Genomic DNA, 14,168 nt, shown 5'->3' with positions numbered 1-14,168 from the left:
CCAAAGCTTTTTGCTTTTACTCATTACCAACAATGATTTCAAAAATCTAATCCCAAGAACTGTCTTAGTCTCTACCATAATAGATACGATGTGGCTCTAACTGACCCCCTAGCAACTCATCGACTGTCACCAGAGTGTAGCCATTATTTTGCAGATATTGGATGACACTCGGAAGGGCATCAATACTGGTCTGATGTATATCATGCATGAGGATGATAGAGCCTGGTTGGGTCTTGGAAACCTCCTGCATAATGGCTTTAGTATTCCGTGTCTTCCAATCTAGACTATCCACATTCCACATGATGAAGGATTGGTCAATCGCATTTTGAATCGTAGAATTAATAGCTCCATAAGGTGGTCGCGTAATCGTTGGCTTAATCCCTACAACGTTATATATAGCCGTCTGAGTATCAAAAATTTCTTTCTTGACTGTTTCCATAGGAAGTTTGGTTAAAACTGGATGATCCCATGTATGTATTCCAATTTGATGACCTTCATTTTTTACTCTCTTGACAATGTCTGGATTGCTTACTACATTTTGACCTAGCATAAAGAAAGTAGCCTTAACACCGTATTTCTTTAGGATATCCAACGCTTGTGGTGTTGTTTTAGCATCCGGTCCATCATCAAAAGTCAGAGCAACCATTTTCTCATGTCTTTTAGATTCATAGTTCTGATATGCTTCCAAGTCCGCTCCTTTTAGATAAGAAGGGTTGATTTGATTATAAAGGCTGGATAAAGGGACATCTAAACTAGTCAAGCCTTGAATTTCTTTAGGTAAGCTAATAGAAAAATGACTATTCTCATACCGGAAATTCCACTGGCTTAAGTCGCTTGCTGACATACTGTTAAGAACTTCTGTCTGAGCCGCTTCATCTATCTGTCTAAAAGTAAGTTGGCTAGAGATTTCACTTAAGATGACTTCTTTTGCAACTTCTGCATCCTGAAAAACCTTGTCTAAGGTGAAACGATTACCATCTGAACCGAGATAGCTCCATGCAATTTGACGGGTTTCCGCAGGATTAATTTTCCTGTTTTTTGCTTGATAATCTTTTCGATGGACCAAAACTTCTTTTACATCAGTTAGACTGGTATCTTTTTCTTCTGAATAATAGAAGGTCAATTGATCAATCTTCCTATCTTTTTTCTGGCCATTCTTGATGGTTTTACTATCAGCATCCATCATTTCTTTGACGATTGAATTGACTTGACCATCACGCAATGGATAGAAGCTTTCAATATAGTTACTACCCTCTTGTCTACTCTTCTTCTCAGTATTTGAAGCGTAATTTTTCTCTTCCTTGGAAATTAAGGCTTCAATCTTCTCCTGGTACTCCTTATCTTGAAAATATGAGTAAATTCTCTTGACTCCAAAAAAGAGGGCAAGAACCACTGTAAAACTAAGCAAGCTAAAGAAAAGAAGTTTCTTTATATTAATTCTTTTTTTATTATGTTTTCTCATACACCTATCCTATCTCTGTATCTCATTCCTAGTGTGTCTTATTTATTATAACCCATCAAGCTGCAAATTTATATTAAATTTTTTTAAAAAATAAATATTAGAAGAACAGCAGGTTATTTAACCTGCTGTTTTTTATTAGATCTCCTAGATATCCTTTCCAAAACTTACTTCAAAAATTTTCTTATTTCCTTAACAAGCTCATCAGGAATATAACTATGAATATAGTGCGGAACATCAAAACTCTTTAGCTGAACATTTTTATGATCTTTAGCAAAGTCTTTCGACATATCTTGCCAGTCCTTTCTAGCAAAACCTGTCCCTTGACCATTGGATACAAATAGTAAATAAGGAATGGCAGGGACTTTGTCTTGCTTTACAAGTTTTGCATTACTTTTAACTTCTTCTGCTTCCTTCATTATGGAATTAGATATGGGACGCCGATAGAATAAAGCTTTATAAATTGACTTTTCCTTTGGATTCAAAGAACCATTAGACAGGGAACGGATCTCTTTATCGGGAGAATAAAACCAGCGACTTAGACCTAAGTTAGCAGCCAGTTGCAAAGTCTTGTATAGAAGCTGATTGGGTCTATAATTATCGTATGCTTGAGGAAAGGACATATCTAAACCAATAATCGCTTCAACTTCCTTAGGGTAAGAAGCAGACCAATGTAAGGCTTCAAGTCCCGACATAGAATGTGGAAGGAGAACATAAGGTCCTTTAACATCAACCTTCTGTAAAGCTTTCCTTGTTTGGCTTAGAATAGTATCCAAATCACGATCTTTAGACCAGTCAGCGCTAAAGCCATACCCAAACTTCTCTACCACAACTACCCGATAGTCCTTTACAAGTTTGGAATAAAGGGATTTGAAATCAAGAATAGGTGAACTTGTCCCACTACCAGAAAGAAAGACCAGTGTTTTCGGTCCATTTCCAGCCACATAGACATTCATTTGCTTTCCGTCTACCTCTACTCGCTGACCGATACTAGAGGTGAGGAACTTTTTTTCTTTGTTCAAACTGTATTGATGGTATAAAAACACAAGAACTAGAATAAACAGAAGTAAGCATGAAAGATATTTAAGAAGCTTTAGCATAGTTTTCAGCATAGGACTCCACTTTAGTCTATTTTACTAACTCGCTTTTCAAATAAGCATCGACCATACGCTCTGTCGCAACAACCGAATCAATATGCGTCCGCTCATAAGAGTGGCTGGATTCGATGCCGGCACCTAGCAGAGCATGCTTAACTTCTGCTCCTGCACTCATAGCTGCAGAGGCGTCTGATCCGTAAAATGGATAGATGTCCAGTTTGTAAGGAATGTCTTGCTCCTTAGCCAAATTTACCAAATGTTGGCGGAAGCCATAGTGATAAGGCCCTGAAGCATCCTTGACACAGATGGAAACAGTATACTCATCTGTCTGCTGGTCGTCACCCATAGCGCCCATATCAACAGCCAGATACTCTACCGCTTGCTCAGGAAGGCTGGAATTAGCCCCGTGACCAACTTCCTCAAAGACACTGAAAGCAAAATGAGTCGTCACTGGTAGCTGGATATTTTCCTCTTTGTAGACACGCAAAAGATTGAGCAAAATAGCTACGCTGACCTTATCATCCAGAAAGCGAGACTTGATAAAGCCTGACTCAGTAACTGTGGTACGAGGGTCAAAGGAAATAAAATCACCGACTTCGATTCCTAAATCGCGAGTTTCTTTCTCATTAGTCACCTTTTCATCCAAACGGACTTCCATATTGTCCTGGGTACGTTCAACCGTCCCAGCATCCTTGTAGACATGACAAGAAGTCTGGTGAACCAAAATAGTCCCACTTATAGTCTTGCCACTGCTGGCCACATGAACTAGACAGTTTTCGCCTTCAATCATGTTCCAAGGGAAACCGCCAATCCGATCCAGCTTAAGACGACCATCAGACTTAATAGCCCGAACAATAGCCCCCAGTGTATCCACATGAGCAGTCACTACCCGATGCTGGGAATCATTTTCACCCTTAACCACAACATGGACGCCACCTTTATTAGTCCGTACAGGATCATAGCCCAATCCTTCCAAAGTTTTTACCAGATAGTCAGCCACCTCGGCTGTGAAGCCTGTTGGGGAAGGAATCGCTGTTAATTCTTGTAAATATTGAACAGTTTGGTTCATTTTAATCTCCTCATATTTTTTTATCATTATAGCATAAAAATAGCTTTTACAGATGGGTTTTTCAGTGTAAAAGCTAGATTATTTATATTATTCAGCTAGCATGACTTCTTTTAAGGTCAAGCCTTCAATAGTTTTGACATAGTAGGCAAGTAGAAGTTCATATAAGATTACAAAGGCTAAGAAAGCGATTAAGCAAAGCTGAACATCAAATGCGTAGTCAGGCACACCCTGAACATCCTTTACAATGACTTTAAGTAGTATCTTCATCAGGGCATACTGATAAGCTGTCCCCAAAACAAAACCAAGATAAGCCACCACTCGATAACGAGTAAAAATAACGCGACTACATTCTTTTTTGCTATAGCCAAAAGCCTTCATAAAAGCCAAACTAGCTTTGTTTTCTTGGACGACAGTTCCTAGACAAAGGAGCAAAATCGAAAGTGACAAAAGAAGGCCTATTCCCATCATCATAACTTGAATGGTGCCATCTATAAAGTCTTTCATTCCTAGGGAAAGCTGCATCATGGCTGCAAAAGAAAATGCTGCAAAGACGACAAAGAAAATCAATAATTTCCTTTTATAAAAATGAACAGACCCCAACTCTTTCAAAAAAGGCTTATTTGCTTTAGTCGTGCGATGTTTTTGCTTTACTTGTGCCAACTCTAATCTCTTCAGCAAATAAAGGCTTGGCTGCTTCAATTTAATCAAAGCATAGCTGATTCCTAATAAAGCAAATACGAGAGTCGGCAAGATGACCATAGCGAGGAACAATAGCCAATGAAAATGAATTTCAATATTGGGCAAGAGATCTTTTTGATTGCGCAAATCATAAAAGTCCTTCATAAAGAAGAATGAAGAAGCAAACCCAAGTAAGGCTCCTAGAAAAACAGAGAAACTAAAAATCCAGAGATGCTTGGCTAATTCAACATTTTGGTAGCCCAGGGCTTTGAGAATCCCTAACTCTTCCTTATGATCATCAATAAACTGCTTGATATAAAAGAATAAGAGAAGAACAGCTAAGAGAGAAAGCACTCCTCCACTAACCAAGGAGACAAATTTAGCAATGAGAACTTGCGCATCGTAATAAGCCTTGACTGGTAGAGATAATGTCTCAACCTCAATAGATTGAAGATCAAGGTAAAAATTGACAAATAAAGTCGAGACCAAAACTGCACAAAAACTGATAATGGAGACAACAGATAATTTCCGTAAATCTTTGCTACTAACTACCATAATCTACCACCCAATCTCTTCTACTCTCTTTGGCTCTTCATTGACCGTAATGTCCTGAATTTGCCCGCTATTCACCCTCACCACAGTATTTGCCAGCTGGGAAATATGTTCATTATGAGTGACCATCACTAGGGTAAATCCAAGCTCTTTTTTCATTTGAGCAATGAAGGAGAGAATCTGACGACCTGTCGCCTCATCAAGGGCTCCTGTAGGCTCATCAAGGAAAAGTACCTTTGGCTTCTTGGCCAAGGCTCTGGCAATCGCTACGCGCTGTTGCTCACCGCCGGATAATTCACTGGGATATTGATGGATTTTTTCTTTTAAACCCATTGCTTCAATAATTGGGAGGTAATCTTGATTCTTTGCAAGATGAGCTCCCATTTTAACATTCTGCTCTACCGTCAACTCTTGCAATAAATAATATTGCTGGAATATAAAAGCGATGTGATCCTTGCGAAATTTTGTCAGTTGACTTTCACTCAAAGACGAAATATTTGCCCCATCATATAATACTTCACCCTGATCTGGTTTTTCAAGACCTGAAAGAATATTTAGTAAGGTTGACTTACCCGATCCAGAAGCTCCCAAAATCACTAAATAATCTTGCTTTTCTATCCGTAAATCGATACCTTTTAAAACCTCATTGGCTCCGTAGGACTTTCTTACTCCCTTTAGTTCAATCATGATTTCCTCCTATTAGTTCCTTTATAAGTGCTGTGAATACTTGTGTCAGCATGGAAGTTAGTTCTGCGGGTGAAAAGCGATAGATTCCTGCAGCAGTCATACTGGCAATTCCATGTGAATAAATAAATAGATGTTGATAAAGTTGCTCTGATAACTGTCTTGAAAGTCCATATTCTTCTTGAATAGACAAAATCATTTTTTCATAACTGTAATCTTTGATTGGTAAAAATTCAGAAAACTGATGAATTGCACGTTCAGGCTCATTCATAAAGATCAGTTGGAAAAGCTGGGGCTCCTCAGCAGCAAAACGGATATAAGCAATTCCTACAGCTCGAAAGGCTTTTTCTTCCTGCAAAGCAACTTCAACTTGTCTGACAAAGGTTTCCTCAGCAGCAATAACAATGGCCTTGCTCAATTCCTCCATGTTATCAAAGAGGCCAAAAATGACCTTAGGTGAAGACTTCAATCTAGCAGCAACAGCTCGTGCCGTAACAGCCGACTTCCCCTCTTCTCGAACAAGATCTAGACAAGCTTCAATGATTTCTTCTTTAGTGAATTTGTTTTTTGGAGGCATAACATTCCTTTCTGATACATTTGTTGCGCAACAATTGTTTCTTTTAAAATATTTAACCATATCCTAACTCAAAAATCAAGAAAAACATAAAAAATACTAGCTAAGTTTCCTTAGCTAGTATTAAAATGATTACTTATTAAAGATTGACTGTCTGAAGTCGTCTGTCTCACGAAGATAAGCGTTGTAAATCTTCTTCTTGAGCAAGTTAACCCAGCTAGCTTCGACTCGGCTAGTAGCATTGGTAATGTTGCGTACATCCTCTGCCACTGCTGCGTCCATCAACTGCTGCATCTCTGCATAAGAGCGAATGGTTACTTTCTTGGTACTGTTTGGATTTTTAAGCTCGTACTCAATGGTAATTGGCTTCAGCTTGGTCAGCTGATCAATTCGCTCCTTGTACATGGCCTTCTTGAAGGCTGCCCAAGAGGTGTATTCACCTTTAAATACATTTTCCAAGACTTTCTGGTCCGTCACGAGACCAACATCTCTTCCAGACCATCCGTCCCACGTTTTCTTCCCTTCATCGAAGGCTTCCTGAGAGTACTGACCAGAAACATAAGGGACAAATCCTTCATGATAGCCCTTGGCTGCCAGTAATTCATAGGCTGTGCGACGGAACATAACGTCACCAGGTGCTCCATTTGGATTGCTCAAGGCTGAGTAAATCGGTGAGAAGAGGCTGAGACTGAGGTAGCCATTTCGACCATATTTCCCACTTTCCTTGTTCTCCCGACGAGTGATCACATCATTTTCAATCAGAGAGTTAAAGGTCTTCAACTGTTTGATTTCTTCAGCAGTAAAGCTTCGCGTCTGGTTACCAGCATGGGTCTCTTTACCATACTTATCTGTAATATAGTAATTCTCCATCTTCCTGAACCACTGAAGCTTAGCATCATCGCTCTGCTTCAGCATAGAGCTACCTTCTAGGTAATCTAGCGTGTAGATCATGTCAAACATACCATGGACATAGTGCTGCAGGTCTTCTGCATTTTGAACGCGTTCCTTGAAGTTATATGTGTGTAGACGCGTCTTAGAGTCCTTGTCCACCTTGAAGAGGGTATTGAGAGTAATGGTAGCTTCATCTGCACTTGGAGTTGACTGCAAGAGTCCACGAGCATAGAGTTCCGCACCCAAGCCCTCACGACGACCATAACCTTCAAAGTAGATACCACCGTCAGAATTATGGGTCATCTCATGCGTATAGACAGAGTTTCCATAGTCTTCTAACAAGCGAGCAGCATCAAAGTGGGTTACACTTCCTGTAGCATAGGCATTGTAGCCCTTGCTTGGGTACCACTTACCAGCTGGTCCGAAGAACTCCTGCATAGCCAGTGATTTTTTGTCATTAGCTGGAGCCCAATATCTTTTACCATCCTTGTCAACCAATGAGAATCCATCGTAAACCAGAACAGAACGGAAGAGCTTGTCCTTGCTTTCATCGCTTAGAATCTTATACCAGAAATCATAGTGATCTCGCTGGTATTCAGCTGTTTTTCTCACTCGGTCTTCGACATATTCAGCTAGCTCTGCATCTGTCCGAACTCTGCCATTAGCATCAAGGCGGTAGCGATCATAAGCTCCCATAGAGAGGGTAGATATATTGGAGATAGCATAGACACCTTTCTCCGTCATGGTCAAGAGTGGCAGAAGCATGCCCTTGTGTTCCCAATTATCTGCAGTAATCTTGTCATAAACGCCAACAGAATACTTACTCTTGCCCTCGGCTGCATCCTGAAGTTGTCTAGCTTCTGGTACATCCGACTTAGCCTCAACGATGTAGGCTTTTGTATTGGTCTTGAGCCATTCATTATTGGTCTTGTATGGAAGGAAGAGCTGACGATAGCCTTCAAGATAATTGAAGAGTCCTCGTTTACCAGTTGCTTCAGAGAGCGAGGTATCATAAGCCATATAGTTGTTCTTGGCTTTAAGATTATTAAAGCCAGACTGACCTAGTGAAATAATGGTATCCAACGTTGAAGCATTATTATTTCCATAGAAGTCAAACTTATAGGCTGACAAATCCTTGACATTGATATTGTCATAGTTGATATTATACCAGCGGTTGAGATAGGTCAGACCAAGCAGGAAGGCTTCCTTATTGGCTGTAATCTTCTGAGCTACATAGTCAGCCACGACATTGCCTTCAGTATTGATAGACTTGTCCATAGCCAGAACTTTGCGTAACTCTTCTGATAGCTTGGTCTTGACTTGGTCAAAGGCCGTATCCAGATAGAGATCATCCAGAGAAGTGTCAGCATTCACGCCTAAAACGGTTCGCATAGCCGGTGAGTCAAGGACAACCTTGTTCAACTCTGGCAGCACTTGATTAAGAACTCTACTATAGTCTGATAGGAAGGCTTCTGGAGTATAAAGTAGATCTAAGTCATTTACATTGTACTCTGAAATGGCCTTATGTTTGAAATCTCCCTTATAGGTCAGATCCAGGTATTCAACCGTATTATCCTCAAAGTGCAGCATCAGACGGTTAATCCCGGTCTTGTTGCTATTGATATCAGTGATAATCTGGTCGCCCTTCATCGGAACAACATCCAGCAAGTACTCCGTATTGAGCTTGTGATTATCTGGAAGTTTATTTCCATAGGCAACAATGGTCTCCTTATTGTAGAATGGAAGGAGTTTTTCCATGTTAGCATAAGCTATCAGACGATCTTCTCGGGCATTCTTTTCCTGGGTGTAGTCGACAGAATAAAGGTTGAGATTCGTGTCTTCCAGCGTGGTTGTAATGTCTAAGCTAGCCAGCTTCTCTTCTGCCTGGTCCAGAGTCAGTGTTGAAGTGACAAACTTGTCATTTTCCAGTGTTTTATTTCCTTCAACGGCATAAGCTTCTGTGATGCGGTTATTCTCATATCCCTGATCGCCAGAAATACTGTAAACATTTGTACCGCTGACATTACTGATGACATTATCAATCAAGCCATTGAAGTAATTAGAACCTACTACGCCACCAATCTGACCATTCTTAGTAGAGTTTTGAATCTTTCCAGTCACATAAGAACGGCTGATGCGGGCATTGTTTTCTAAACGGCCAACCAGACCGCCGAAGCGTTGGTTGTTGGCTCTAGCGCCTGCTAGAATAGTCACATCTGCCCTGCTTTGGCTAATCAAGGAGTTTCCTCCCTTAAGATTGGCAACCAAACCACCGACATTGTATTCCTTGCCCTGCTTATCATTTGACACGATAGTTCCAGTAAAGGAGCTATTGGTAATTTGGGTGTTTGTCGCACTCACAATTAGTCCCGCTACGTTAGAAGCGTTTCCTACAACTGATACTCTACCTTGGACAGAAAGGTCTGTGATTCGAGCATTTTCAGCACTACGAGCTAGTACAGCTGAGTCATAAGTACCTACAATATTGGCCTCTTTCAAGTTCAGATTAGAAATAGAGGAACCACTCTTGAGGTTTTCAAATAAAGGCTTGGCTAGATTATAAATCGCGTACTGCTTGCCATCATGACTACCAGTCAGACTGCCTGTGAAGTTTCCTTTGAGGTAGACATAATCCGCAGGAGCTAGGTTAACCTCGCTCGCATCCAAATCAGCACCCAGAACATAGTTTCCAGCCATATTTTTCTTCATAGCGTCTACCAAACCAGCAAAGCTAGTGTAGACATTTTGCTGACTAGGAACAGTTGCCTTGCTGATATAGAAGTCATAGCCAGACTTATAGCCTGTCTCACCTTCTTGGACTAACTCAGGCAGAGAGACTGTCACCTTATAAACATCCCTGCCATCCTTATGACTTTCCGCTATGCTGTGAACCGGTAGAAGCATTTCCTTAGATTCACTTGATTTGACTTTGACAAAGTAGGTAGACAAATCCGTAGGCATAGAGCTCATGGATACGACGCGCTTAAACTGGTCGTTTTCTTTTCTGTAAAACTCTGCCGAATCAATATCTCGGAAGGCAATCTTCTTGTATTCCAATTCAAAATTGCGACTGTCCGTTTCAAGGCCTGTGAAGCTGCCATTATCCAGTTCATAAGTCAGCTTGGTTTTCAGAGTATAGCCTGTGTAGTAGTCTAAGTCGCCAATCTTCAGACTTCCTGCGAAATTGGTAATCGGAAGAGTGCGGACAAGCTGATCTCCCTGATACAATTCAGCAGTCGCTGAACGGAAGGACTGGGTCTGGTCTTCTAATCTATATTGGACTGTAACCGACTTGTCATCTGCATTTTCTGTCAAACTTAAAATGGAAACTGTCGGCTTGACTTTAGGCACTCCATTTAGAGCTTCTTTGGCTGCTGTCAGGCTAGCAAATGATTGATTGACCTGCACTTGAGTGGCAGTTTGATTGTTCAGAACACTTTCTGCCTTGGACAATTCGTCAGTATAAGCTGTCTGCTTATCTGAATCCGCATTCTTATATTTAACAGAAGTTTTAACAGTTGGATTTAAATCGTACTCGTTTTGAAGAGCCGTTTTGACAACCTCAAGACCACTTAACTGAGCCTTGGCTTGATTGATTTGTTCCACCAGTTGGTTAACTTCTGCTTGACTGGCTTGGGATTGGCTTAGAATAGCTTGACCTACCATCAAAGCAGTATCATAGCTAGCTTGATGACTCAGACTATCGTTAAAATAACGTGCCTGAGCTTTAATCTGATCTGCTTCTGCCAAGAGATTATGCAGTGAAATTAAATCGAACTCCTCTAAAGCTTCTGCTTTCGGTGCATCGTTCGGTACCATGTTCGGCTTAGCTGTGCCGACTTTGACGATTTGCGTTACTGGAGCCAAGGTTTCCTCGTTAGACAACTCTTGGCGGTCGATTTCCTGACCGTTGGAACTGTAGACACGAGTCTTGATCGTCCGTTCGCCTTGGACACCCGGAGTTGTGATTTGACGAGCATCACGAACCAATTCATCCGTTTCTTCTTCACGAATGGTGAAATTGATTTTTTCAACTCTAGTTTCGTCTGTGTAAGTCAGTGGATATTCTGGCAAAGTGTCTGCTTTCGGCGCATCGTTTGGTATCATGCTCGGCTTAGCTGTACCGACCTTGACGATCTGTGTTACGGGAGCCAAGGTTTCCTCATTAGACAACTCTTGACGGTCAACCACCAGACCGTTAGAACTGTAGACTCGAGTCTTGATTGTACGCTCGCCCTGAACGCCCGGAGTTGCGATTTGACGAGCATCACGAACAAGCTCATCTGTCTCTTCTTCTCGAATGGTGAAGTTAACCTTTTCTACACGCGTTTCATCCATGTAAGTCAGTGGATACTCTGGAAGAACCTCTGCTTTCGGAGCTTCACTTGGTACCATGGTTGGTTTAGCTGTGCCGACTTTGACGATTTGTGTTACGGGCGCCAAAGTTTCTTCATTAGACAATTCTTGACGGTCAACAACTTGACCATTAGAACTGTAGACACGAGTCTTGATAGTGCGCTCACCTTGGACTCCCGGAGTCGCAATTTGACGAGCATCTCGAACCAATTCATCCGTTTCTTCTTCACGAATGCTAAAGCTGATTTTCTCAACCCGAGTTTCGTCTGTGTAAGTTAGTGGATACTCTGGCAAAGTGTCTGCTTTTGGCGCATCGTTCGGTACCATGCTTGGCTTAGCTGTGCCGACTTTGACGATTTGAGTTACGGGAGCTAGGGTTTCCTCGTTAGACAACTCTTGGCGATCAACCTCTTGACCGTTAGAACTGTAGACACGAGTCTTGATAGTTCGTTCACCTTTGACTCCTGGAGTCGCAATTTGACGAGCATCACGAACCAATTCATCCGTTTCTTCTTCACGAATGCTAAAGTTGATTTTTTCAACGCGCGTTTCATCTGTATAAGTCAACGGATATTCTGGCAGAATATCTGCTTTTGGTGCTTCATTTGGCACCATGCTTGGTTTAGCCGTGCCGACTTTGACAATTTGCGTTACAGGAGCCAAGGTTTCCTCATTAGACAATTCTTGGCGATCGATTTCCTGACCGTTGGAACTATAGACACGAGTCTTAATGGTACGTTCGCCTTGAACACCCGGAGTTGTGATTTGACGAGCATCTTGAACTAGCTCATCGGTATATTGCTCCTCAATGTTGAAGGCTATTTTCTCTACACGAGTTTCATCAGTGTAAGTTAGTGGATATTCTGGCAGGGCGTCTGCTTTCGGTGCATCATTTGGCACCATGGTTGGCTTAGCCGTGCCGACTTTGACAATTTGCGTTACTGAAGCTAGGGTTTCCTCATTAGACAATTCTTGACGGTCAACAACTTGACCATTGGAACTGTATACACGAGTCTTGATGGTACGTTCGCCTTGGACACCCGGAGTTGCAATCTGACGAGCATCTCGAACAAGCTCATCCGTTTCTTCTTCACGAATTGTGAAGTTAATTTTCTCAACCCGAGTTTCGTCAATATAAGTTAGTGGATACTCTGGCAGAGCGTCTACTTTCGGTGCATCGTTTGGTACTACGGTTGGTTTAGCAGTTCCGACTTTGACGATTTGAGTTACGGGAGCTAGAGTTTCCTCGTTAGACAACTCTTGGCGGTCAACCACTTGACCGTTGGAACTGTATACGCGGGTCTTGATGGTCCGTTCGCCTTGGACACCCGGAGTTGCGATTTGACGACTTCCTTCTGGAATCTCATCTGTATATTGCTCGTCAATAGAAAAATCAATCTTTTCTATTCTAACCTCATCATTTGTAGTCAATTCAAACTCAGAATTCTCATGAATAGGAGCTGTATCAGGATTTGTCCCATATTCCGTCAGTTCTGGAATCTCTTGAACTGGAGGCGTATCAGAACTTGTACCATATTCTGCCAATTCTGGAGCTTCTTGTACTGGCGCTGTATCGGGTGCAGTGCCATAAGTGGTTAGCTCCGGAACTTCTTGAACCGGTGCGGTATCTGGTGCAGTTCCATAAGTCGTCAATTCTGGGACTTCCTGAACTGGCGCTTCTTTCGGAACAGATTTGACTGTAGCTGTTCCAACTAAAATAATTTCCGAAATAGGCGTAGCAGTAACCTGGTCTGAAACCACTTCACTTTTTACAATTTCTTTACCTGCAATATAATTTCGTGTGATGACAGTACGTGTACCTGCGACACCTGCGCGAATGACCTGAGATTGCCCTTCTGCGAGCTCATTTGAATATTGGTACTCAGTTTGATAAGGCAGAACTTGGGTTTGGGTGCTGTCTTGGCTCTTGAGTTGCAATTCAGGTAATTCAGTAACTGGAAAACGTCGATCAGACTCGCGCTCCTTGACAGCAACGGCTTTTTCTTGCTCTGTCAGTTTCTCTTTTTCAGTAGATACTGGCTTATTGGGAGTACTTGTATTCTCAGAAAAACTCACAGATTTGCCCGCCTGCTTATTGACTTCAACAGCTGACAAGTCCTTTTGTGCCATAGGAAGCTGATGATTTCCTGCTGCGTTCTCCTTGACCTGTTCACCACTTTTTAGATATCCGACATATTCAAAACCGGTTATCTCTAAAGGCTCAGGCAGCTTATCTCCTACTGACAAATTCAGCCTTTGATTGTAAGCTGCCAATTCAATATTGGTCACTGCAAACACAGAAGGAGCTAAGAGAATAGAGCCTAGACCCGTCACCAGCAAAATAGAAGACAGGTATCGCTTACCATTTCTACCTCGTGCAATTACTAAGACTGCTAAAGTCAGCCCAGCAACTGTAAAAGTTGCTTCCCACAGACTTGAGTATCCCGTCCTCGGCAGATTATTTTCCAACAGCCCCTGAGTTTTTGGACGATATACTAAATAATAAGCGTCAGAGTTTTCTTCTACAAATTTTGGAAGCTCCTTAACGACCGCATTCTTTTCAGCCTCAGTCAGTTCAGACTCTACTACGTAGTGATATTGAACAGGAATAGTTTGTCTAGCTGATACTTCTGCAGCCTCAATCGTACTTACATTTCCTGCTATCGCCGTACTAAAAAAGAAGCTTCCGATAGTAGCGGAAACCAATCCTACTGATAACTTTCTTAAAGAATAGCGCTGGAACCTATCACCAGTGATTCTTTTTTCCATAATAATTCCCTTTTCATAATATAATAATCTCTTAAAATT

7 protein-coding genes are annotated in these 14,168 nt (G+C 41.6%); all 7 read right to left on the bottom strand.

Annotated features, from left to right (window positions below):
• Window positions 1-64: 64 nt before the first annotated feature.
• Entirely contained in the window at window positions 65-1,462 is a 1,398-nt protein-coding gene (locus tag PCY06_RS09260; RefSeq protein ID WP_195916545.1) for a polysaccharide deacetylase family protein, read from the bottom strand.
• 164 nt (window positions 1,463-1,626) lie between these two features.
• Complete coding sequence (locus PCY06_RS09255) at window positions 1,627-2,481, bottom strand: alpha/beta fold hydrolase (protein ID WP_227250336.1); 855 nt, start codon at window positions 2,479-2,481, stop codon at window positions 1,627-1,629.
• Window positions 2,482-2,587: 106 nt separating this feature from the next.
• Window positions 2,588-3,625: a M42 family metallopeptidase gene (locus PCY06_RS09250; protein WP_045773676.1), complete on the bottom strand. Its 1,038-nt coding sequence runs from the start codon at window positions 3,623-3,625 to the stop codon at window positions 2,588-2,590.
• 87 nt (window positions 3,626-3,712) lie between these two features.
• Window positions 3,713-4,858: an FtsX-like permease family protein gene (locus tag PCY06_RS09245; protein ID WP_125399988.1), complete on the bottom strand. Its 1,146-nt coding sequence runs from the start codon at window positions 4,856-4,858 to the stop codon at window positions 3,713-3,715.
• A gap of 3 nt (window positions 4,859-4,861) precedes the next feature.
• A complete protein-coding gene (locus PCY06_RS09240; protein ID WP_125399990.1) occupies window positions 4,862-5,542 on the bottom strand; it encodes an ABC transporter ATP-binding protein in 681 nt (226 codons plus the stop codon).
• On the bottom strand, window positions 5,535-6,116 hold the full coding sequence (locus PCY06_RS09235; RefSeq protein WP_045773679.1) for a TetR/AcrR family transcriptional regulator: 582 nt from the start codon (window positions 6,114-6,116) through the stop codon (window positions 5,535-5,537). The genes PCY06_RS09240 and PCY06_RS09235 overlap by 8 nt, the downstream gene beginning before the upstream one ends.
• 129 nt (window positions 6,117-6,245) lie before the next feature.
• Window positions 6,246-14,129, bottom strand: a complete 7,884-nt coding sequence (locus PCY06_RS09230; RefSeq protein WP_125414634.1) for a ZmpA/ZmpB/ZmpC family metallo-endopeptidase — start codon at window positions 14,127-14,129, stop codon at window positions 6,246-6,248.
• Window positions 14,130-14,168 lie beyond the last annotated feature (39 nt).

Source organism: Streptococcus sp. SG1 (assembly GCF_030439935.1).
In the GTDB taxonomy this organism is placed as follows: Bacteria; Bacillota; Bacilli; order Lactobacillales; family Streptococcaceae; genus Streptococcus; species Streptococcus gordonii.
This window is presented reverse-complemented; position numbering and strand designations above follow the sequence as displayed.

Bases quoted from the DNA above. Each gene is read 5' to 3' on its own strand.
- PCY06_RS09250 (WP_045773676.1), bottom strand. From the start codon at position 3,625: ATGAACCAAACTGTTCAATATTTACAAGAATTAACAGCGATTCCTTCC.
- PCY06_RS09260 (WP_195916545.1), bottom strand. From the start codon at position 1,462: ATGAGAAAACATAATAAAAAAAGAATTAATATAAAGAAACTTCTTTTC.
- PCY06_RS09245 (WP_125399988.1), bottom strand. From the start codon at position 4,858: ATGGTAGTTAGTAGCAAAGATTTACGGAAATTATCTGTTGTCTCCATT.
- PCY06_RS09235 (WP_045773679.1), bottom strand. From the start codon at position 6,116: ATGCCTCCAAAAAACAAATTCACTAAAGAAGAAATCATTGAAGCTTGT.
- PCY06_RS09240 (WP_125399990.1), bottom strand. From the start codon at position 5,542: ATGATTGAACTAAAGGGAGTAAGAAAGTCCTACGGAGCCAATGAGGTT.
- PCY06_RS09230 (WP_125414634.1), bottom strand. From the start codon at position 14,129: ATGGAAAAAAGAATCACTGGTGATAGGTTCCAGCGCTATTCTTTAAGA.